The organism is Vibrio sagamiensis NBRC 104589 (genome assembly GCF_007990935.1).
Classification (GTDB): domain Bacteria; phylum Pseudomonadota; class Gammaproteobacteria; order Enterobacterales; family Vibrionaceae; genus Vibrio; species Vibrio sagamiensis.
This window is the reverse complement of record NZ_BJXJ01000038.1, coordinates 18,405-38,999: the sequence shown is the minus strand read 5'-3', so window position 1 is coordinate 38,999 and position 20,595 is coordinate 18,405. Positions and strand designations below refer to the sequence as shown.

The following is a 20,595-nucleotide window of genomic DNA, read 5'->3' as shown; positions in this document are numbered from 1 at the left end:
CGGATTACGCGCAAACGTTTCCATTTTATTGTTTTTTCCGTTATCTGTAAGCGAAGCACTCTGTATTCGTAACTTAAGTACTCGCTGCAAGTAGATTCCTAGTCTCGCTTCGGCTCGCTGGAATGACGTTTTTTAAATTCTGTATTCCGTAAGTGAAGCGCTCTGTATTCCGTATTCACAAAGTTTGCTCATAAACCAACGAAGTCGGTAAAACATACCGTGCATAATGTCTAGGCCCCTAGGACCTAAACCCCTATAAATTCTCTTTCCAAATCGAACATGGCTCTATTTTAGCGCGCTGAAGCTTATGGCGATCTTTTTCAGCTTCACGTTTGAATTTGTATGGGCCAAGTACCACGCGATACCAAGAGCTGCCGGCTTTTTTGACGACTCGACTGGTAATGCCTTGAAAAGCAATGGCCAGTTTACGATCTTCTGCTTGGCTATGTTTTTTATAAGCGCCACATTGCATTATATAAGGGATCTTAGAAACCTTAATTTCTTTAGCAACGACTTCAATTTCACGCTTTGGTAAGCTATCAACGTACTCCCACTTTTCTTCTGGTGGAGGCGGCAATCCCTTGACTGGTTTTACTTGGATGGTGGAAGCCGTTTGAGATTGAACGGCGGGCTCTGGAGGTTCAGGGTCGTTATTGAGTAAATAGAGTCCATAACCAAATCCACCAACGAGAAGTGTTGCTAATAAGCCACTTCGCCAAGGTTTTTTTGTGGACACTTTTTTTTGTGGCGACTTTTTTGGAGCGCCACGCCCACGTCTTACATAATCTTTATTTGCCACGGTTACTTCTAGTCATCAAGGGTTCTGTCAAATATGTTAATCCAGAATAGCATCAGAGAACACCCTATTAAGAGGAATCTGCCTAGTTTAGATAAAAATAATAGAAAGTAACAAATATCATCTACGATAGTATATTCAACTTATGGTCGTGCAAAGTTATAGAACACAGACCCTAGATATTACTAGAGTCTGTTTATCTTTCGAGGTGAAATTTGTTTGAAATAAAGTTATTTTATGTGAGGTATGTATCGCACGTTCCTCTAGTTAAATAGACCTTAAGTCTTACAAATTCCCAAGTACATTGATGTAACTTGATACGATCCTATCGTCCTGGCTGTGCAGTACTTGACCGTATGATTAATTCTGTATCGAGTAAGCGAGAACCAGAATGAATTTCTTGACCTCTTAACAGCTCTAACATCATCAAGACCGCCTGGCGACCGATTTCATAACGAGGTTGAGAAATGGTCGTTAATGGAGGATCACAAAATTGAGAGAATTGGATGTCATCAAAACCGACGATCGATAAATCCTGAGGCACACGAAAGCCGAGACGTTTGGCCTCTTGTATTGCACCAATAGCTAAAGTATCGGAGTGGCAAAAGAGTGCAGTTGGAGGATTTGATAACTCCAAAAGTTTACGTGCTGCATTGACGCCGCCTTCTAATGAAAATTCAGCAGATACATTGTATTTCTCTTGCTTTTCGATACCTGCTCGTCGTAAAGCTTGTTGATATCCTTGCTGGCGGAATTGGCACAGAGCAGCAGTCTCTGGTCCTGATATTTGAGCAATGCGCTTATGACCAAGCTGGGTGAGATAATTGACCGCTTCAAAAGCAGAAGTTAAATTATCAATATGAATGGTGGGTAATTCAAGCTCAGGGGCAAATTCACAAGCCATGACCATTGGTGGTAAGTTTTTTTGTTCTGATTTACTGACATCAAAGGGTAGATCAGTACCGAGCAACAGCATCCCATCTGCTTGTTTGGTGAACACATGGTTCACTATAGTATTGTCGTGCTTGTTTTGTTGGCCGCTACCTAATAGAACGAGGTAACCATTTTCCATAGCAGCATCTTCAATGCCACGAATGATTTCAGAAAAGTAAGGGTCACAAATGTCAGGCACTATCGCGACAATGGTTTTAGACTCATTCCTGCGTAGATTACGAGCTAAGGAATTAGGTGAATAACCAGCCTCGAGAACGGCATCTTCAACTCGTTTACGTGTCGATGATGAAACTTTTTCTGGATTCATCAATGCACGTGAGACGGTTGCAGTCGATACTCCTGCAAGCTGGGCAACATCCTTCATTGTCGCCATAGATATTTATCCTCTTGAAATATTCGCCAAAATGACGTGTTTTTTGACTCTAGTCGTTATAGTCGACTCTATTTAGACTTTACTAATTTGAATAGTCTATTCATTTCTAGCGGGAAAGTTACGGCCTGTTTAACAAAAACCATAACCTTTGTGTGATTTTTCTCACATTCAAGCCGAATTTCCCCCCGCTGCACGGATAACTAGCTGAGATCTTGAGGTTCTATGTCCAAACTCCAGCGAACTTTCTTCGCATTGGGTAATAATTCTAGTGCAGGTTTTGCACTGGTTAATATTTTTTGCATTAATGAACGCTGTTGAGTTTGTAACAGCAGCTGCCAGCGGTACTTTCCTGCGCGTTTGGCTAAAGGCGATGGTGTTGGCCCGAGTACAAGACAAGTATCATCAAACAGGGGATTTGATTCCAAAGTAAAGCGAACCTGGCGTAAAAAATCTTCAACCAATTCACTGTGGGTCGCTTCTGCTTTAAATAAAGTTAAGAAGCTATACGGTGGTAGTTGGGCGAGTTTGCGCTCTTCCAATGCGGTCATAGCAAAGTGGCGATAATCTTTCTGTAGTAGGGCTTGCAGTAAACTGTGATCAGGGTGATGGGTTTGTAAAATGACTTCACCGGGTTTGCTGGCTCGACCTGCTCGACCAGCGACTTGAATGAATAATTGAGCCAATCGTTCTGAAGCGCGGAAATCACTGCTATATAAAGAACCATCTACATCAAGTAGCGCCACCAAAGTAACGTTAGGAAAATGATGACCTTTAGCAAGCATTTGCGTACCGAGCAAAATCTGATATTCGCCTTGTCGGATTGATTCAAGCGCTTGCTCTAGGCTGCCTTTGCGGCGAGTGCTATCTCTATCAATACGAATTGCTTTGTATTCAGGAAAAAGCTCGGCAAGTTGTAATTCCAACTGTTCAGTGCCCACACCCACAGTGACCAATTGGGTTGAGCCGCACCCTTGGCATTGATGGATCACAGGTTGCTGCGAGCCACAATGGTGACAGCGAATCTCATTACTGTACTGGTGGAAGGTATAATAAGCATCACAACGCTGACATTCTGCAATCCAACCACATTCATGACACATTAAAGCAGGAGAAAAACCACGGCGATTGAGAAATAGCATCACTTGATTACCTGCTTTAAGATGTTTACGTATTTCAACAATTAATGGTGCAGAAAGCCCACTTTCAAGATAGATCCCTTTAACATCCAACACTTTGTTGGTTGTGGGGACGGCCAAGCCTGCTCGTTGAGTTAAAGTGAGGTGATGATATTTTCCAGTCAGTGCGTTATGTAGTGTTTCAAGAGCAGGAGTTGCTGAGCCTAACACGATCGGGACTTGCTCTTTATGGGCGCGCATAATCGCTACGTCACGTGCGTGGTAGCGTAAGCTATCTTGCTGTTTGTAAGAGGCGTCATGCTCCTCGTCGACAATAATAATCCCAAGCTCAGCAAAGGGGGTCAGAAGAGCTGAGCGCGTACCAATGATAATACCGGCGGCTTTGTCTCGTGCCGAAAGCCAAGCATTGAGTCGTTCAGTATCATTAAGGCCTGAATGGATGACTTCAACAGGCACATTAAAACGACGTTTAAAGCGATTAATTGTTTGCGGAGTTAAGCCAATTTCAGGTACCAGCACTAACGCCTGTTTGCCTTGCTCGAGCAACGGCTTGATAAGATTGAGATAGATTTCGGTTTTTCCTGAGCCTGTCACACCTTCTAATAAATAACAGGCAAAGCCAGTTTGACTGTTAACGCTAGCAATCGCGAGTGCTTGTTCGTGATTGAGTTTGGGCTTTTCTACATCACATTCGACTCGTTGATCCCATTTAATAATCGTTGGCTTTTTCTCTATGCGCTTGACCCAACCTTTGTCTTGCAAAGACTTAAGCACGGTGGAACCAATTTCTTGGTCGATGAAAGTTTGGTGTGGTACCGAACCATTGACCAGCATTTGTAAAGCACGATGTTGTTTAACTGCCCGACCTAAGCCCTGCATCAGTTTATCTTTGCCTAGTGGCGTGATTTGCCATTCTTGCAAAGTTGCGAAATCTGCAGGTTTACCTTTACGTAAAGCGGCCGGCATTGCGTTGTGTAAGGTATCACCGAGTGGATATTGATAGAACTGGCTGCACCAATGAAGCAAAGCATAAAGCTTATCCGGCCAGATTGGCTGATAATCTAATACCGCTTTAAGTGGTTTAAGTTGTTCTCGAGGAAATTCTGAGTGCTCGACTAAGGCGGTGACGACGCCAACTAAGGTTTGTCGACCAAAAGGCACAGAGACGCGACCACCAATCAGTGGGAAGAGATGCCCAGGAATAAGGTAGTCAAATTGCTTATCGAGCGGAACTGGCAAAGCCACTCTGGCGATGGTTGGACGCATAGAATCTTAAAGCTAAATAAATAGGAATAGACAAACAGTTTATAAGAAGATGCGCTTGATAAGAAGAGACAGTTTATCTCATAAGCCCAACCTGCTTGCTCAATGAATAAAAAGTAGAAAAATACAAAAGATAAAAAATGGCGAAATAATTGCCAAATATGTTGATCAGGGCACAGTGATTCATTATCATACTGCGCCTTAAGATATGGCTTCAGCTATAAGCAGATGCGGTATCATATTTTTATATTAATTACGTGTGGTGTACGGCTTTGATTCGTATAGCGACACGGCCTACTATTGAGGTTATCCCATGAAAGCTGGTATCCACCCAGAATACAAAGCAGTAAGCGCGACTTGTTCTTGTGGCAACTCTTTTGAGTTCAAATCAACTCTAGATAAAGAGTCTATCCACCTAGACGTATGTGACAAGTGTCACCCATTCTACACTGGTAAACAACGTATCGTTGATACTGGCGGCCGTGTTGATCGCTTCAACAAGCGTTTCGGCGCACTATCAAGCAAGAAGTAATCGCCGAGGCAATTACCACTTTTGCTTAAAAAGGACGCTACGGCGTCCTTTTGTGTTTCTGCGGGTCAAGGTTTGTTATGTACGTAAAGCAATACATAGATATAACCATATCACACAGAAACTTTATGCGATTATTTTTCACTCAATGCTTGCATAGTAAAGTGTGATATGTATAATGCCCCACGCTGGTTAAGCCAGTTGTGAACCAATGAGCAGTGAGGAGCGAGTAAATCTTCGGACTTACAAGGTAATGTAGACTCAGCTTATGTTCGCGGTTAATACAATTGACTATCTTTTCTTCGGAAAAACTATCCCCAAAGGTGACTTTGGCATGTAGGGGTAGTTAATCGAAAATTAACTGACAATGTGTCCTAATCTTGGACACTACGGTTTCACATAAATCAATCGGCATTCTCTCGTCCTAACGAGTTTGAGTGGCGATATTGTTTGTGTAATTTACTAATATTGGAGCTCTGTCTCATGCAGAACCAACGTATCCGTATCCGCCTAAAAGCTTTCGATTACAAACTAATCGATGCTTCTACAGCGGAAATCGTTGAAACAGCTAAGCGCACTGGCGCACAGGTTCGTGGTCCAATCCCACTACCTACTCGTAAAGAGCGTTTCACAGTTCTTATCTCTCCACACGTTAACAAAAAAGCACGTGACCAGTACGAAATTCGTACTCATAAGCGTCTGATCGACATCGTTGAGCCAACAGAAAAAACTGTTGATGCTCTAATGCGTTTAGACCTTGCTGCGGGCGTTGACGTTCAAATTAGCCTAGGTTAAGGGAGATTAGAAGAATGATTGGTCTAATCGGTCGTAAAGTGGGCATGACCCGCGTATTTACTGAAGACGGCGTTTCTATCCCAGTAACAGTTGTTGAAGTTGAAGCTAACCGCGTTTCTCAAGTTAAAACTCTTGAAACAGATGGTTATGCAGCAATTCAGGTAACTACTGGCACAAAGAAAGCTAACCGCGTAACTAAGCCAGAAGCAGGTCACTTTGCTAAAGCTGGTGTTGAAGCTGGTCGTGGTCTTTGGGAATTCCGTTTGGAAAACGGTGAAGAGTTCGCAGTTGGTGCTGAGCTAACAGTTGAATTATTCAACGAAACTAAAAAAGTAGACGTTACTGGTACATCTAAAGGTAAAGGTTTCCAAGGCGCTGTTAAGCGTTGGAACTTCAGTACTCAAGATATGACTCACGGTAACTCATTGTCTCACCGTGCTCCGGGTTCAATTGGCCAATGTCAAACTCCAGGTCGCGTATTTAAAGGCAAGAAAATGGCAGGTCACATGGGTGCTGAGCGTGTAACGACTCAAAACCTAGAGATCGTACGTGTTGACGCTGAGCGCAATCTGCTTCTTATTAAAGGTGCAGTACCAGGCTCAACAGGTGGCAACGTGATCGTTAAACCAGCTGTTAAAGCATAACGTCTCAGGAGTAAGTAATGGAACTAATGGTTAAAGGTGCTGATGCACTAACTGTTTCCGAAACTACTTTCGGACGTGAGTTTAACGAAGCTCTTGTACACCAAGTAGTTGTTGCATTTGCAGCAGGTGCTCGTCAAGGTACTCGTGCTCAAAAAACACGTTCAGAAGTTTCTGGCGGTGGCGCTAAGCCATGGCGTCAAAAAGGTACTGGCCGTGCACGTGCTGGTACAATCCGTAGCCCAATCTGGCGTACAGGTGGTGTTACTTTTGCTGCGAAACCACAAGATCACAGCCAAAAAGTAAACAAAAAAATGTACCGTGGTGCTATGAAGAGCATTCTTTCTGAGCTAGTTCGTCAAGAGCGTTTAATCGTTGTTGATAACTTCTCAGTTGAAGCGCCAAAGACTAAAGAGCTTGTAGCTAAGCTAAAAGAGCTTGAGCTAACTGACGCGCTTATCGTGACTAGCGAAGTAGATGAGAATCTATTCCTAGCTGCTCGTAACCTATACAAAGTTGACGCACGTGATGTTGCTGGTATCGATCCAGTTTCACTGATCGCGTTCGACAAAGTTGTAATGACTGCTGAAGCAGTTAAGCAAGTTGAGGAGATGCTAGCATGATCACTGAAGAGCGTATCCTAAAAGTTCTACGTGCTCCGCACATCTCTGAAAAAGCAACAATGATTGCTGAGAAAACGAACGCTATCGTTTTCAAAGTAGCAAAAGATGCAACTAAAAAAGAGATCAAAGCAGCTGTAGAAAAGCTTTTTGAAGTTGAAGTTAAGTCAGTAAATACTCTTATCACTAAGGGTAAGACCAAACGTCAAGGTCTACGCCAAGGTCGCCGCAGCGACGTTAAAAAAGCGTACGTTACTTTGAAAGAAGGTCAAGATCTTGACTTTGTTGGCGGCGCGGAATAACAGGAGTAGTTAAGAATGGCTATTGTTAAATGTAAGCCGACTTCCCCTGGTCGTCGTCACGTCGTTAAAGTTGTTAACGCTGACCTACACAAGGGCAAGCCATACGCACCTCTTCTAGAGAAAAACTCTAAGAACGGTGGTCGTAACAACAACGGTCGTATCACAGTACGTCACATCGGCGGTGGTCACAAGCACCACTACCGTGTAATTGACTTCAAACGTACTAAAGATGGCATCCCAGCGAAAGTTGAGCGTCTAGAATACGATCCAAACCGTAGTGCAAACATTGCTCTAGTTCTTTACAAAGACGGTGAGCGTCGCTACATCCTAGCACCTAAAGGTGTTGCAGCAGGTGATGTTATTCAGTCAGGTGTAGATGCACCAATCAAGGCTGGTAATACTCTACCAATGCGTAACATCCCAGTAGGTTCAACTGTACACAACGTTGAACTAAAACCTGGTAAAGGTGGTCAGCTAGCTCGTTCGGCTGGTGCGTATGCTCAAATCGTTGCTCGCGACGGTTCATATGTAACTATTCGTCTACGTTCTGGCGAAATGCGCAAAGTATTGTCTGAAGGCCGTGCAACAATCGGTGAAGTAGGCAACTCTGAGCACATGCTACGTGAACTTGGTAAAGCAGGTGCTTCACGCTGGCGCGGCGTACGTCCAACCGTACGTGGTGTAGTAATGAACCCGGTTGATCACCCACATGGTGGTGGTGAAGGTCGTACCTCTGGTGGCCGTCATCCAGTATCTCCATGGGGTATGCCTACTAAAGGCTACAAGACTCGTAAGAACAAACGCACTGACAAGTACATCGTACGTCGTCGTAATAAGTAATCTATTTAAAGAGGAATCGCCATGCCACGTTCTCTCAAGAAAGGTCCATTTATTGACCTACACTTGCTGAAGAAGGTAGAGAAAGCGGTGGAAAGCGGAGACAAAAAGCCTATTAAGACTTGGTCCCGTCGTTCAATGATCATCCCTACGATGATCGGTTTGACCATCGCTGTCCATAATGGTCGTCAGCACGTACCAGTATTTGTAACTGAAGAAATGATCGGTCACAAACTGGGTGAATTCGCACCAACACGTACTTACCGCGGCCACGCTGCGGATAAGAAAGCTAAGAAGCGTTAAGGAGTAAATAATGGAAGCTATTGCTAAACATAACTTTGCTCGCATTTCGCCTCAGAAAGCTCGCTTAGTTGCGGATCTAATTCGTGGTAAATCTGTTGACCAAGCTCTAGAAATCCTAACGTTCAGCAACAAAAAAGCTGCTGTTCTTGTTAAGAAAGTTCTTGAGTCTGCTATCGCAAACGCGGAGCACAACGAAGGTGCAGATATTGACGATCTGAATGTCGCAAAAATCTTTGTAGATGAAGGCCCAACCATGAAGCGTATTATGCCTCGTGCAAAAGGTCGTGCGGATCGTATCTTGAAGCGTTCAAGCCACATCACTGTTGTTGTAGCAGATCGCTAGAGACTAGGAGAGTAAGCAATGGGTCAAAAAGTACATCCTAATGGTATTCGTCTTGGCATCGTTAAGCCTTGGAATGCTACATGGTTTGCTAACACCAAAGATTTCGCTGACAACCTAGACGGCGACTTCAAGGTACGTCAGTTCCTAACTAAGGAACTACAAAAAGCGTCTCTTTCACGTATCGTTATCGAGCGTCCTGCTAAGAGCATCCGTGTGACTATTCACACAGCTCGTCCAGGCGTTGTAATCGGTAAGAAAGGTGAAGACGTAGAGAAACTACGCGCAGCTGTAGCAAAAATTGCAGGTGTACCAGCGCAAATTAACATCGCTGAAGTACGTAAGCCTGAACTTGATGCGCAACTTGTTGGTGACAGCATCGCGTCTCAGCTAGAGCGTCGTGTTATGTTCCGTCGTGCTATGAAGCGCGCGGTACAAAATGCAATGCGTCTAGGCGCTAAAGGCATCAAAGTGGAAGTAAGCGGTCGTCTAGGCGGCGCTGAAATCGCACGATCTGAGTGGTACCGTGAAGGCCGTGTGCCTCTACACACTCTACGTGCAGACATTGATTACGCAACTTCTTCGGCTCACACTCAATACGGTGTGATCGGCATTAAAACTTGGATCTTCAAAGGTGAGATCTTAGGTGGTATGCCAGCAGCTAACGCTGTAGAGCCTAAAGGCGATAAGCCTAAGAAGCAGCGTAAAGGCCGTAAGTAAGGAGTCGACAGATGCTACAACCTAAACGTACTAAGTTCCGTAAGGTTCAGACTGGTCGTAACCGTGGTCTAGCTAAAGGTACTGATGTAAGCTTCGGCGAATTCGGTCTTAAAGCTGTTGGCCGTGGTCGTCTAACTGCTCGTCAAATCGAAGCGGCACGTCGTGCAATGACACGTCACGTTAAGCGTCAAGGTAAAATCTGGATCCGTGTGTTCCCAGACAAACCAATCACAGAAAAACCACTTGAAGTTCGTCAAGGTAAGGGTAAAGGTAACGTTGAGTACTGGGTAGCCCAAATCCAACCTGGCAAGGTAATGTACGAAATGGGTGGTGTACCTGAAGAATTGGCACGTGAAGCGTTCCGCCTAGCGGCTCGTAAACTGCCTTTCAAAACTACATTTGTAACTAAGCAGGTGATGTGATGAAAGCACAAGATCTACGCGAGAAAAGCGTTGAAGAGCTTAACGCTGAGCTATTGAATTTGCTACGTGAACAGTTCAACTTGCGTATGCAAGCTGCAACTGGTCAGCTACAGCAAACTCATACTCTGAAAGCTGTACGCCGTGATATCGCACGTGTGAAAACTGTTTTGACTGAGAAGGCAGGCGCATAATGAGCGAAGTAAAACGTACTCAACAAGGTCGTGTAATTAGCGACAAGATGGACAAGTCTATCGTTGTTTCTATCGAACGCATGGTGAAACACCCAATTTACGGTAAATTCGTAAAGCGTACGACCAAAGTACACGCACATGACGAGAACAACGAGTGTGGCCTAGGCGACAAAGTTGAAATCGCTGAGTGTCGTCCTCTGTCTAAGACTAAGTCTTGGACATTGGTAAAAGTCCTAGAAAAAGCGAAGGTTTAATCTTCACGGTTTTTAGGTAAAAAGCGGCTCCAAGAAATTATTTTTGGAGCCGCTTATTTTTTGACTACCCAATCACAAAAAAGGGTGGTACAATTCGCGTCCCTTTTAAAGAGGCAGCCCGACCCGAGAGGGTCTAGTTTTTTTATAATTTAGCGGAGCACTAACATGATCCAAATGCAAAGTATGCTGGACGCAGCTGATAACTCAGGCGCACGCAGCGTAATGTGTATTAAGGTTCTGGGTGGCTCTCACCGCCGTTATGCACATATCGGTGACGTTATCAAAGTTACTGTTAAGGAAGCAATTCCTCGCGGTAAAGTTAAGAAAGGTGACGTTCTGAAGGCGGTGGTAGTGCGCACCCGTAAAGGCGTACGTCGTCCTGACGGTTCTGTCATTCGCTTCGACCGAAACGCTTGCGTATTGTTGAACGACAACACTGAGCAACCAATCGGTACACGTATCTTTGGTCCTGTGACACGCGAACTTCGTGGCGATAAGTTCATGAAGATCGTTTCACTGGCTCCAGAAGTTCTGTAAGGAGCACGTAGAAATGGCAGCTAAAATCCGTCGTAATGACGAAGTAATCGTTCTTGCTGGTAAAGACAAAGGCAAGAAAGGTAAAGTAACTAAGGTCCTAGCAACTGGTAAAGTTATCGTTGAAGGTATCAACCTTGTTAAGAAACACCAGAAACCTGTTCCTGCACTAAATATCCAAGGCGGTATTGTAGAGCAAGAAGCAGCAATCGATGTTTCTAACGTGGCTATCTTTAATGCAGCTACTGGTAAAGCTGACCGTATCGGTTTCCGTTTTGAAGATGGTAAGAAAGTACGTTTCTTTAAGTCTAATAACGAAATCGTTTCTAACTAATTTAGAAGTAATTTGGAGTTCTACTATGGCGAAACTGCATGATTACTACAAGTCGTCTGTAGTCGCTGAACTTACCAAAGAGTTCAGCTACACAAGCGTCATGCAAGTCCCTAGAATCGAGAAAATCACCCTAAACATGGGTGTTGGTGAAGCAATCAACGATAAGAAACTGCTAGAAAACGCAGCTGCTGATATGGCAACGATCTCTGGTCAAAAGCCACTTATCACTAAAGCGCGTAAATCTGTTGCTGGTTTCAAAATTCGTGAAGGCTACCCTATCGGTTGTAAAGTAACCTTGCGTGGCGAACGTATGTGGGATTTTTTCGAGCGTTTAATCTCGATTGCACTTCCACGTGTACGTGACTTCCGTGGTGTTAGCGCTAAGTCTTTTGACGGACGCGGTAACTACAGCATGGGCGTTCGCGAGCAAATCATCTTCCCGGAAATCGACTTTGATAAAGTTGATCGAGTACGCGGTCTAGACATCACTATTACGACGTCTGCTGGTACTGATGAGGAAGGCCGTGCTCTGCTGGCTGCCTTTAACTTCCCATTCCGTAAGTAAGGTGAAGGGTTACTGTTATGGCTAAAAATTCAATGAAAGCACGTGAAGTAAAACGTGCGAAGCTAGTAGCTAAGTTCGCTGAAAAGCGTGCAGCGCTAAAAGCTACCATCAGCGATGTAAACGCATCTGAAGAAGATCGTTGGAATGCGGTTCTTACACTGCAATCTCTTCCACGTGATTCAAGTGCATCACGTCAGCGCAACCGTTGTAACCAGACTGGTCGTCCACATGGTTACCTACGTAAGTTCGGTCTAAGCCGTATTAAGGTTCGTGAAGCTTGCATGAAAGGCGAGATTCCGGGTCTTCGTAAGGCTAGCTGGTAATTGCCACTTAATCATTTGGAGTAAATCATATGAGCATGCAAGATCCGATTTCGGATATGCTGACCCGTGTTCGTAACGGTCAAGCAGCAAACAAAGTTGCTGTTAAAATGCCTTCTTCAAAGCTTAAAGTTGCAATCGCTGCACTACTGAAAGCTGAAGGTTACATCGTTGACTTCGCTGTTGAAGGCGAAGCAAAACCAGAGCTAGAAGTTACACTTAAGTACTTCCAAGCAAAACCAGTAATTGAGCAACTTAAACGTGTTTCTCGTCCAGGTCTACGTGTTTACAAGAAGAAAGATCAACTTCCTTCTGTAATGGGTGGTCTTGGTATTGCTATCGTTTCAACTTCCAAGGGTCTTATGTCAGACCGCGCTGCACGTAAAGCAGGTCTTGGTGGTGAAATCATCTGCTACGTAGCTTAATAGGAGTAGAATATGTCTCGTGTTGCTAAGGCACCTGTCGCTATTCCAGCTGGCGTAGAGGTGAAACTAAACGGCCAAGAAATCACTGTAAAAGGTGCTAAAGGCGAACTAACTCGCGTTATGAACAGCGCAGTTGTGATCGCTCAGGAAGAAAACAACCTAACTTTCGGTCCTAAAGAAGGTTTTGCTAACGCATGGGCACAAGCTGGTACAGCTCGCGCTCTAGTTAACAACATGGTTGTTGGTGTTACTGAAGGCTTTACTAAGAAGCTAACTCTTAAAGGTGTTGGTTACCGTGCTGCTATCAAAGGCAACGCTGTAGGTCTAACACTAGGCTTCTCTCACCCAGTTGAGCACGAGTTGCCAGCGGGTATTAAAGCTGAATGTCCAAGCCAAACTGAGATCATCATTACTGGTTGTGATAAGCAGTTAGTTGGTCAAGTTGCGGCTGACATTCGTTCTTACCGTGAGCCTGAGCCTTATAAAGGTAAGGGTGTTCGTTACGCAGATGAAAATGTGCGTACTAAAGAAGCTAAGAAGAAGTAAGGTAACACTATGGATAAGAAAGCATCTCGCATCCGTCGTGCTACACGTGCACGTCGTAAGATTGCAGAACTGGGTGCGACTCGCCTAGTTGTACACCGTACTCCTCGTCACGTGTACGCACAGGTTATCGCGGCTAATGGCTCTGAGGTTATCGCATCAGCTTCTACTGTAGAAAAAGCGATCCGTGAGCAAGTGAAATACACTGGTAACGTTGATGCAGCTAAAGCAGTAGGTAAAGCTGTTGCAGAGCGCGCTCTTGAAAAAGGCGTAACTGCAGTTGCATTTGATCGTTCTGGTTTCCAATACCACGGTCGAGTAGCGGCGCTAGCAGAATCTGCTCGCGAAGCTGGTCTGAAATTCTAAGGTAGGGTTGGAAGATGGCTAAAGAACAACAAGTTCAAGCGAATGATTTGCAAGAAAAATTAATCGCAGTTAACCGTGTTTCTAAAACGGTTAAAGGTGGTCGAATCATGAGCTTCACTGCACTAACAGTAGTTGGTGACGGTAATGGTCGTGTAGGTTTCGGTTACGGCAAAGCCCGTGAAGTACCTGCTGCGATTCAAAAAGCAATGGAAAAAGCGCGTCGTAACATGACGACGATCGCGTTAAACGAAGGCACTCTTCACCACCCAGTGAAAGGTCGCCACTCGGGCTCTAAAGTTTACATGCAGCCTGCTGCTGAAGGTACTGGTGTTATCGCAGGTGGTGCGATGCGTGCGGTACTAGAAGTTGCTGGTGTACACAACGTACTATCTAAAGCATACGGTTCTACGAACCCAATCAATATCGTTCGTGCAACGATTGATGCTTTAGGAAGTGTGAAGTCGCCAGAAATGGTTGCTGCTAAACGTGGTCTAACTGTTGAAGCTATTTCGGAGTAAGAACACAATGGCAACTATTAAAGTAACTCAAACTAAAAGCTCAATTGGTCGCCTGCCAAAGCATAAAGCTACTTTGCGTGGTCTAGGTCTTCGTAAAATCAACCATACAGTAGAACTTGAAGATACTCCGTGTATTCGCGGAATGATCAACAAGGTTTACTACATGGTTAAAGTTGAGGAGTAATCAGAAATGCGTTTGAATACTCTTGCACCGGCTGCTGGATCTAAGCATGCTCCTAAGCGTGTAGGTCGCGGTATCGGTTCTGGCCTAGGTAAAACTGGTGGCCGTGGTCACAAAGGTCAAAAGTCACGTTCTGGCGGCAGTGTTCGTCCAGGTTTTGAAGGCGGTCAGATGCCTCTGAAACAACGTCTACCAAAATTCGGTTTCACTTCTCGTAAGAGCCTAGTGTCTGCTGAAGTTCGTCTAGGTGAACTAGCGAAAGTTTCTGGTGACGTAGTTGATCTAAACAGCCTTAAAGCTGCGAATATCATCACTAAGAACATCGTATTTGTTAAAGTTGTTCTTTCTGGTGAAATTAACAAAGCTGTGACTGTTAAAGGTCTACGTGTGACTAAAGGCGCTAAAGCTGCAATCGAAGCTGCAGGCGGTAAAATCGAGGATTAATCTCGAGGAACGAGGTACAGATGGCTAAGAAACCAGGACAAGATTTTCGTAGTGCTCAGAGCGGCTTAAGTGAACTAAAGTCGCGCTTATTATTCGTAATTGGTGCACTTTTAGTATTCCGAGCCGGCTCTTTTGTGCCGATTCCTGGTATTGATGCGGCTGTACTTGCCAATTTGTTCGAACAGCAAAAAGGTACCATCGTTGAAATGTTTAACATGTTCTCCGGTGGTGCTCTTGAGCGTGCATCTATATTAGCATTGGGCATCATGCCGTATATTTCGGCATCTATTGTTGTCCAATTGCTAACTGTAGTTCATCCAGCGTTAGCCGAACTCAAAAAAGAGGGTGAAGCAGGCCGTCGTAAGATAAGCCAATATACGCGCTACGGCACGCTTGTACTTGCAACATTCCAAGCTATTGGTATTGCAACAGGCTTACCAAACATGGTCGATAATTTGGTTGTTATCAACCAAACCATGTTTACGCTTATTGCTACCGTAAGTTTAGTAACCGGTACCATGTTCTTGATGTGGTTAGGTGAACAAATTACAGAGCGTGGAATCGGTAATGGTATCTCCATTCTGATTTTTGCAGGTATTGTTGCTGGATTGCCATCTGCAATCGGTCAAACAATTGAGCAAGCGCGTCAAGGTGAATTGCATGTACTTCTTTTGTTGTTTATTGCTGTACTATCTTTCGCAGTAATTTACTTCGTTGTTTTCATGGAACGTGGTCAACGCCGTATTGTCGTTAACTACGCTAAACGTCAACAAGGTCGTAAAGTATTTGCTGCGCAAAGTTCTCATCTGCCACTAAAAATAAATATGGCAGGTGTAATTCCAGCAATTTTTGCATCAAGCATTATTCTGTTCCCTGGAACACTAGCTCAGTGGTTCGGTCAAGGGGGTGAGGGCAGCGCGTTCAGTTGGTTAACTGACGTGTCATTGGCTCTTAGTCCAGGTCAACCTTTGTACGTTATGCTTTATGCAGCAGCAATCATTTTCTTCTGTTTCTTTTACACGGCATTGGTTTTCAATCCGCGTGAAACAGCTGATAATTTGAAGAAGTCCGGTGCATTCGTACCCGGCATCCGCCCAGGTGAGCAGACAGCGAAGTATATCGATAAAGTAATGACACGTTTAACCTTAGCAGGTGCACTGTATATTACCTTTATCTGTCTTATTCCCGAGTTCATGATGGTCGCATGGAACGTACGTTTCTATTTTGGCGGCACATCACTACTAATCGTAGTTGTTGTTATCATGGACTTTATGGCACAGGTACAGACTCATCTGATGTCTCAGCAGTATGATTCTGTGTTGAAGAAAGCGAATCTGAAGGGCTACGGCCGTTAATCCGGCGGTAGACTCAGTTTCAATTACGGAGTTTAGCAATGAAAGTTCGTGCTTCCGTTAAAAAAATCTGCCGTAACTGTAAAGTAATCAAGCGTAACGGTGTCGTTCGCGTGATTTGCAGTGAGCCAAAGCATAAACAGCGCCAAGGCTAATTAGCAGAAATTTTTACTTGAAAATGAAGGATAGGTCGGGTATATTTCTCGGCCTACCTTTTGCGTGCAAAAGAAGTAGTATCCCGCAGCGTATCCATAACGGGCTTTGCTGCGGCTAATTCTTTTATAGAACCACTTAGGAGTGAATAATGGCCCGTATAGCCGGCATTAACATTCCTGATCAAAAGCATGCTGTAATCGCTCTAACTGCGATTTACGGTATCGGTAAAACTCGCTCTCAAGCTATCCTAGCTGAAGTGGGTATTGCTGAAAATGTTAAGATCAGTGAACTAACTGAAGAGCAGATCGATCAACTGCGTGATGGTGTAGCTAAATACACTGTAGAAGGTGATCTACGTCGTGAAGTATCTATGAACATCAAGCGTCTTATGGACCTTGGCTGTTACCGTGGTCTTCGTCATCGTCGCAGTCTACCACTACGTGGACAGCGTACTAAAACCAACGCTCGCACCCGTAAGGGTCCGCGTAAGCCGATCAAGAAATAGTCGGGAAGGTAGAGTACAATGGCTAAACAACCAACTCGCGCTCGTAAGCGCGTACGCAAGCAAGTTGCAGATGGCGTTGCGCACATCCATGCTTCTTTCAATAACACAATCGTAACCATTACTGACCGTCAAGGTAATGCTCTAGCTTGGGCTACTGCAGGTGGTTCTGGTTTCCGTGGTTCTCGTAAGTCTACTCCGTTCGCTGCACAGGTTGCTGCTGAACGTTGTGCTGAAATGGCTAAAGAATACGGTCTAAAGAACTTGGAAGTTATGGTTAAGGGTCCTGGTCCAGGTCGTGAATCTACTGTTCGCGCACTGAATGCAGCTGGTTTCCGCATCACAAATATTGTTGATGCTACACCAATCCCTCATAACGGTTGTCGTCCACCTAAGAAACGTCGCGTATAACGTTTCTAGGACTATTGGAGAAGAATCATGGCAAGATATTTGGGTCCTAAGCTGAAGCTTAGCCGTCGTGAAGGCACTGACTTATTCCTTAAGTCTGGTGTTCGTGCGATCGATACCAAGTGTAAAATTGATAACGCACCAGGTGTACACGGCGCTCGTCGCGGTCGTCTATCTGAGTATGGCGTTCAGCTTCGTGAGAAGCAAAAAGTTCGTCGTATGTACGGCGTTCTAGAAAAACAATTCCGTAACTACTACAAAGAAGCTGCTCGCCTTAAAGGCAATACAGGTGAAAACCTACTTCAGCTTCTTGAAGGTCGTCTTGATAACGTAGTTTACCGTATGGGCTTTGGTGCGACTCGCGCTGAATCTCGTCAACTAGTTAGCCACAAAGCTATCCTAGTTAACGGTAAAGTTGTAAACGTTCCTTCTTTCAAAGTAGCGGCTAATGACGTTGTTTCTATCCGCGAGAAAGCTAAACAGCAAGCTCGTATCAAAGCTGCTCTAGAAGTTGCTGAACAACGTGAAAAACCAACTTGGATTGAAGTAGATGGTGGCAAGATGGAAGGTACATTCAAGCGTATGCCTGAGCGTTCTGATCTATCAGCTGACATCAACGAACAATTGATCGTCGAACTTTACTCTAAGTAAGGTTTAAACTAAAGAGAGGACACAATGCAGGGTTCTGTAACAGAATTTCTTAAGCCACGTCTTGTTGACATCGAACAAATCAGCTCGACTCACGCAAAAGTAACTCTTGAGCCATTAGAGCGTGGCTTTGGTCATACTCTGGGTAATGCACTTCGTCGCATTCTTCTATCTTCTATGCCTGGTTGTGCAGTCACAGAAGTAGAAATCGAAGGCGTACTTCATGAATACAGTACGAAAGAAGGCGTTCAGGAAGATATTCTTGAAATTCTTTTAAACCTGAAAGGGTTGTCTGTGCGTGTTGCTGAAGGCAAAGATGAAGTGTTCATTACTTTGAACAAATCAGGCTCGGGCCCTGTGGTTGCAGGTGACATCACCCATGATGGTGATGTAGAGATCGCTAACCCAGAACACGTTATTTGTCACCTAACGGATGACAGTGCTGATATCGCAATGCGTATTAAAGTAGAACGTGGTCGTGGTTATGTTCCAGCTTCTGCCCGTATCCATACAGATGAAGATGAACGTCCAATCGGTCGTCTACTCGTAGATGCTACTTACAGCCCTGTAGACAAAATTGCCTACGCTGTAGAAGCAGCTCGTGTAGAACAACGTACTGATTTAGACAAGCTTGTTATCGATATGGAAACGAATGGCACTCTAGAACCTGAGGAAGCCATCCGTCGCGCAGCAACTATTCTTGCTGAGCAATTGGATGCGTTCGTAGATCTTCGTGATGTACGTGTTCCTGAGGAGAAGGAAGAGAAGCCTGAATTCGATCCAATCCTACTGCGTCCTGTAGACGATCTTGAACTAACAGTTCGCTCTGCTAACTGTCTGAAAGCAGAAGCGATTCACTACATCGGTGATCTAGTACAACGTACTGAGGTTGAGCTACTTAAAACGCCTAACCTTGGCAAAAAATCTCTTACTGAGATTAAAGACGTACTTGCGTCACGTGGTCTTTCTCTGGGCATGCGCCTAGAAAACTGGCCACCTGCATCAATCGCTGAAGATTAATCGATACTAGTTAGAAGGATTAGGTCATGCGCCATCGTAAGAGTGGTCGTCAACTCAACCGCAACAGCTCACATCGTAAAGCGATGTTCAGCAATATGGCTAGCTCTCTAGTACGTCATGAAGTTATCAAGACTACTTTGCCAAAAGCAAAAGAGCTGCGTCGCGTAGTTGAGCCTTTGATTACACTAGCTAAGACTGACAGTGTTGCTAACCGTCGTCTTGCATTTGCACGTACTCGTGACAACGAAGTAGTTGCAAAACTATTTAACGAACTAGGTCCACGTTTTGCTGCTCGTCAGGGCGGTTACACTCGTATCCTAAAAGCTGGCTTCCGTGCTGGTGATAAAGCTCCAATGGCTTACATTGAGCTTGTTGATCGCCCAGCTGCTGAAGAAGCTGCTGAGTAATCAGTTCGTAAGAACGAAAAAGCCGAGCATTAGCTCGGCTTTTTTGTTTTTGCTTTCGCCATTGCTAAGATAGCGTTCTTCTATCCTTCTCTAACCACCCGGCTGCCATAATTTTGTCAGAGAGTTCAATAAGCCTTCACTTGCCCCTTGCTTGTCTAAATACCCTAAAATTAGTGGCGCAAATTGACCTATCATAGATGAATTCAAGCCAAGTTTATCGAAAGCACCTTTTACCGCACCTAAGTTTTCTACGTTACCTAAAAGTTTTTGTGCACCTTCTAACTTAGATATACCTGGGATCAGTGAACTGAGCTCCTTACTGTTTTGATCGGATAATTGACTCTGAGCTAAAGCCAGTAAAGCACCGGTTCCCCCGGCAGCTTGCTCAGTGGAAACTGGTAGTTGGCTGGTTAAAAAATTAGTCAATGGTGAACCTCCCGTGGTCATTTTGTCACTGACCATATCCATTAAGCCACTTCCTTCTTGCTCTGCTTTTTCCGTAAGGTTGTCAAGAAATGCATGTGCACTGCCAATACTCATAGTCAATAACGGTAAAACAAGTGATAGTTTGCGCATGAGCCCTCCATGTGGTTCATAATCGTCTGAGTGGATTGTGATGTGTATGGAAACCTACTTGAGTGAGAAAATAGGTTGGACATATCAGAATTCGATAATAGTTATTCGAAGGCGTTTGGATTTGGCTTAAATTTTAGACAAAAAAAGCGGCGCTTGTGCGCCGCTTTTCAACATGTTGAAGTGAGTCTCAATTATAGGATATCTAGTAGCTCTACTTCGAAAACAAGTGCTGCAAATGGAGGGATTGCTGCACCAGCACCACGCTCACCGTATGCAAGATCTTGTGGGATGTATAGTTTCCACTTTGAACCTACAGGCATCAGTTGAAGGGCTTCAACCCAACCTTTGATTACGCCCGTTACTGGGAACTCTGCAGGTTGGCCACGAGATACTGAGCTATCGAAGACAGTACCGTCAGTTAGCTCACCGTGGTAGTGAACACGTACTTGAGATGCTGAAGTTGGGGTTTCGCCAGTACCTTCAGTGATGATTTCGTACTGTAGACCAGACTCAAGAACGTTAACTTCTGGACGTAGAGCGTTGTCTTTTAAGAAAGCTTCACCGTCTGCGGCTGCTACTTTAGCTGCTTCTTGACGAACAGCTTCTGCACGAGTGTGTAGCTCTTGTAATGCTTTGTTGATTTCATCAATTTCGATCGCTGGCATATCACCAGTCAATGCTGTCGCAATACCTTCTGCAATCGCATCAACATTAAGACCTTCAAGGCCAGAGCCAGCAAGTTGTTGACCCATTTGAAGACCAATGCCGTAGCTTGCTTTTTGTTCTACTGTTTCTAATTTAGTTTCAGACATGGAATGTC

General features: G+C 44.5%; 34 protein-coding genes. 29 read left to right on the top strand and 5 right to left on the bottom strand.

Going from position 1 to position 20,595, the window contains the following annotated elements; genetic code table 11:
* Nucleotides 1-253: 253 nt before the first annotated feature.
* The 3 genes from VSA01S_RS15960 to priA all read right to left on the bottom strand — a co-directional run bounded on the left by VSA01S_RS15960 (nt 254) and on the right by priA (nt 4,525).
* On the bottom strand, nt 254-799 hold the full coding sequence (locus VSA01S_RS15960; RefSeq protein WP_039980647.1) for an SPOR domain-containing protein: 546 nt from the start codon (nt 797-799) through the stop codon (nt 254-256).
* Between the two features lie 322 nt (nt 800-1,121).
* Nucleotides 1,122-2,123 (bottom strand): DNA-binding transcriptional regulator CytR, encoded by a 1,002-nt coding sequence (gene cytR, locus VSA01S_RS15955; RefSeq protein ID WP_039980646.1) that lies wholly within the window; start codon nt 2,121-2,123, stop codon nt 1,122-1,124.
* Between the two features lie 200 nt (nt 2,124-2,323).
* The gene (priA, locus tag VSA01S_RS15950) at nt 2,324-4,525 is read right to left on the bottom strand and encodes a primosomal protein N' (protein WP_039980645.1); all 2,202 of its coding nucleotides are present in this window, start codon (nt 4,523-4,525) and stop codon (nt 2,324-2,326) included.
* A 310-nt stretch (nt 4,526-4,835) separates the two neighbouring features.
* On the opposite strand from priA, the gene rpmE reads away from it, so the two are divergent.
* The 29 genes from rpmE to rplQ all read left to right on the top strand — a co-directional run bounded on the left by rpmE (nt 4,836) and on the right by rplQ (nt 19,199).
* A complete protein-coding gene (gene rpmE / locus VSA01S_RS15945; protein ID WP_005429947.1) occupies nt 4,836-5,054 on the top strand; it encodes a 50S ribosomal protein L31 in 219 nt (72 codons plus the stop codon).
* Between the two features lie 480 nt (nt 5,055-5,534).
* A complete protein-coding gene (rpsJ, locus tag VSA01S_RS15940) occupies nt 5,535-5,846 on the top strand; it encodes a 30S ribosomal protein S10 (protein ID WP_005392381.1) in 312 nt (103 codons plus the stop codon).
* 14 nt (nt 5,847-5,860) lie between these two features.
* Nucleotides 5,861-6,490 (top strand): 50S ribosomal protein L3, encoded by a 630-nt coding sequence (rplC, locus tag VSA01S_RS15935; protein ID WP_039980644.1) that lies wholly within the window; start codon nt 5,861-5,863, stop codon nt 6,488-6,490.
* A 17-nt stretch (nt 6,491-6,507) separates the two neighbouring features.
* Complete coding sequence (gene rplD / locus VSA01S_RS15930; RefSeq protein ID WP_005435074.1) at nt 6,508-7,110, top strand: 50S ribosomal protein L4; 603 nt, start codon at nt 6,508-6,510, stop codon at nt 7,108-7,110.
* The gene (gene rplW / locus VSA01S_RS15925; protein ID WP_039980643.1) at nt 7,107-7,409 is read left to right on the top strand and encodes a 50S ribosomal protein L23; all 303 of its coding nucleotides are present in this window, start codon (nt 7,107-7,109) and stop codon (nt 7,407-7,409) included. The genes rplD and rplW overlap by 4 nt, the downstream gene beginning before the upstream one ends.
* Before the next feature lie 15 nt (nt 7,410-7,424).
* On the top strand, nt 7,425-8,249 hold the full coding sequence (gene rplB, locus VSA01S_RS15920; protein WP_039980642.1) for a 50S ribosomal protein L2: 825 nt from the start codon (nt 7,425-7,427) through the stop codon (nt 8,247-8,249).
* 21 nt (nt 8,250-8,270) lie between these two features.
* Nucleotides 8,271-8,549, top strand: a complete 279-nt coding sequence (gene rpsS / locus VSA01S_RS15915) for a 30S ribosomal protein S19 (RefSeq protein ID WP_005435078.1) — start codon at nt 8,271-8,273, stop codon at nt 8,547-8,549.
* 10 nt (nt 8,550-8,559) lie between these two features.
* Nucleotides 8,560-8,892 (top strand): 50S ribosomal protein L22, encoded by a 333-nt coding sequence (gene rplV / locus VSA01S_RS15910; protein WP_005528535.1) that lies wholly within the window; start codon nt 8,560-8,562, stop codon nt 8,890-8,892.
* 18 nt (nt 8,893-8,910) lie between these two features.
* Nucleotides 8,911-9,609, top strand: a complete 699-nt coding sequence (gene rpsC / locus VSA01S_RS15905; RefSeq protein WP_005435080.1) for a 30S ribosomal protein S3 — start codon at nt 8,911-8,913, stop codon at nt 9,607-9,609.
* 11 nt (nt 9,610-9,620) lie between these two features.
* On the top strand, nt 9,621-10,031 hold the full coding sequence (rplP, locus tag VSA01S_RS15900; RefSeq protein WP_005379577.1) for a 50S ribosomal protein L16: 411 nt from the start codon (nt 9,621-9,623) through the stop codon (nt 10,029-10,031).
* Entirely contained in the window at nt 10,031-10,222 is a 192-nt protein-coding gene (gene rpmC, locus VSA01S_RS15895) for a 50S ribosomal protein L29 (RefSeq protein ID WP_004410456.1), read from the top strand. The genes rplP and rpmC overlap by 1 nt, the downstream gene beginning before the upstream one ends.
* Nucleotides 10,222-10,476, top strand: a complete 255-nt coding sequence (gene rpsQ / locus VSA01S_RS15890) for a 30S ribosomal protein S17 (RefSeq protein ID WP_039980641.1) — start codon at nt 10,222-10,224, stop codon at nt 10,474-10,476. The genes rpmC and rpsQ overlap by 1 nt, the downstream gene beginning before the upstream one ends.
* A 165-nt stretch (nt 10,477-10,641) precedes the next feature.
* The gene (rplN, locus tag VSA01S_RS15885) at nt 10,642-11,013 is read left to right on the top strand and encodes a 50S ribosomal protein L14 (RefSeq protein WP_004410450.1); all 372 of its coding nucleotides are present in this window, start codon (nt 10,642-10,644) and stop codon (nt 11,011-11,013) included.
* A gap of 13 nt (nt 11,014-11,026) precedes the next feature.
* A complete protein-coding gene (gene rplX, locus VSA01S_RS15880; RefSeq protein WP_039980640.1) occupies nt 11,027-11,344 on the top strand; it encodes a 50S ribosomal protein L24 in 318 nt (105 codons plus the stop codon).
* Nucleotides 11,345-11,369: 25 nt separating this feature from the next.
* The gene (gene rplE, locus VSA01S_RS15875) at nt 11,370-11,909 is read left to right on the top strand and encodes a 50S ribosomal protein L5 (RefSeq protein WP_021708928.1); all 540 of its coding nucleotides are present in this window, start codon (nt 11,370-11,372) and stop codon (nt 11,907-11,909) included.
* 17 nt (nt 11,910-11,926) lie between these two features.
* On the top strand, nt 11,927-12,232 hold the full coding sequence (gene rpsN / locus VSA01S_RS15870; protein WP_039980639.1) for a 30S ribosomal protein S14: 306 nt from the start codon (nt 11,927-11,929) through the stop codon (nt 12,230-12,232).
* Nucleotides 12,233-12,261: 29 nt separating this feature from the next.
* Nucleotides 12,262-12,654, top strand: coding sequence for a 30S ribosomal protein S8 (gene rpsH / locus VSA01S_RS15865; RefSeq protein ID WP_005450567.1), 393 nt, complete (start codon nt 12,262-12,264; stop codon nt 12,652-12,654).
* A gap of 12 nt (nt 12,655-12,666) precedes the next feature.
* Nucleotides 12,667-13,200: a 50S ribosomal protein L6 gene (gene rplF, locus VSA01S_RS15860; protein WP_039980638.1), complete on the top strand. Its 534-nt coding sequence runs from the start codon at nt 12,667-12,669 to the stop codon at nt 13,198-13,200.
* A gap of 9 nt (nt 13,201-13,209) precedes the next feature.
* Entirely contained in the window at nt 13,210-13,563 is a 354-nt protein-coding gene (rplR, locus tag VSA01S_RS15855) for a 50S ribosomal protein L18 (protein ID WP_039980637.1), read from the top strand.
* 14 nt (nt 13,564-13,577) lie between these two features.
* Nucleotides 13,578-14,081 carry a 30S ribosomal protein S5 gene (gene rpsE / locus VSA01S_RS15850; protein WP_021708925.1) on the top strand — a complete coding sequence of 168 codons (504 nt, stop codon included), beginning with the start codon at nt 13,578-13,580 and terminating at the stop codon, nt 14,079-14,081.
* 7 nt (nt 14,082-14,088) lie between these two features.
* Entirely contained in the window at nt 14,089-14,265 is a 177-nt protein-coding gene (gene rpmD, locus VSA01S_RS15845) for a 50S ribosomal protein L30 (protein ID WP_005379565.1), read from the top strand.
* 6 nt (nt 14,266-14,271) lie between these two features.
* Nucleotides 14,272-14,706, top strand: coding sequence for a 50S ribosomal protein L15 (gene rplO, locus VSA01S_RS15840; protein ID WP_039980636.1), 435 nt, complete (start codon nt 14,272-14,274; stop codon nt 14,704-14,706).
* 20 nt (nt 14,707-14,726) lie between these two features.
* Entirely contained in the window at nt 14,727-16,061 is a 1,335-nt protein-coding gene (secY, locus tag VSA01S_RS15835; protein WP_039980635.1) for a preprotein translocase subunit SecY, read from the top strand.
* Nucleotides 16,062-16,099: 38 nt separating this feature from the next.
* Nucleotides 16,100-16,213, top strand: a complete 114-nt coding sequence (gene rpmJ, locus VSA01S_RS15830) for a 50S ribosomal protein L36 (protein ID WP_000868186.1) — start codon at nt 16,100-16,102, stop codon at nt 16,211-16,213.
* Nucleotides 16,214-16,362: 149 nt separating this feature from the next.
* Nucleotides 16,363-16,719, top strand: a complete 357-nt coding sequence (gene rpsM, locus VSA01S_RS15825) for a 30S ribosomal protein S13 (protein ID WP_005383154.1) — start codon at nt 16,363-16,365, stop codon at nt 16,717-16,719.
* Between the two features lie 18 nt (nt 16,720-16,737).
* Nucleotides 16,738-17,127 (top strand): 30S ribosomal protein S11, encoded by a 390-nt coding sequence (gene rpsK / locus VSA01S_RS15820; RefSeq protein WP_001118870.1) that lies wholly within the window; start codon nt 16,738-16,740, stop codon nt 17,125-17,127.
* A 27-nt stretch (nt 17,128-17,154) separates the two neighbouring features.
* On the top strand, nt 17,155-17,775 hold the full coding sequence (rpsD, locus tag VSA01S_RS15815) for a 30S ribosomal protein S4 (protein WP_039980634.1): 621 nt from the start codon (nt 17,155-17,157) through the stop codon (nt 17,773-17,775).
* A 24-nt stretch (nt 17,776-17,799) separates the two neighbouring features.
* Nucleotides 17,800-18,792, top strand: a complete 993-nt coding sequence (locus VSA01S_RS15810) for a DNA-directed RNA polymerase subunit alpha (protein WP_039980633.1) — start codon at nt 17,800-17,802, stop codon at nt 18,790-18,792.
* 26 nt (nt 18,793-18,818) lie between these two features.
* On the top strand, nt 18,819-19,199 hold the full coding sequence (gene rplQ, locus VSA01S_RS15805; RefSeq protein WP_005383141.1) for a 50S ribosomal protein L17: 381 nt from the start codon (nt 18,819-18,821) through the stop codon (nt 19,197-19,199).
* A 90-nt stretch (nt 19,200-19,289) separates the two neighbouring features.
* On the opposite strand, the gene VSA01S_RS15800 is transcribed toward rplQ, so the two are convergent.
* The gene (locus VSA01S_RS15800; RefSeq protein ID WP_039980632.1) at nt 19,290-19,775 is read right to left on the bottom strand and encodes a DUF2780 domain-containing protein; all 486 of its coding nucleotides are present in this window, start codon (nt 19,773-19,775) and stop codon (nt 19,290-19,292) included.
* A 191-nt stretch (nt 19,776-19,966) separates the two neighbouring features.
* Entirely contained in the window at nt 19,967-20,587 is a 621-nt protein-coding gene (gene bamJ, locus VSA01S_RS15795) for a BamJ family beta-barrel-assembly machinery protein (protein WP_039980631.1), read from the bottom strand.
* Nucleotides 20,588-20,595 lie beyond the last annotated feature (8 nt).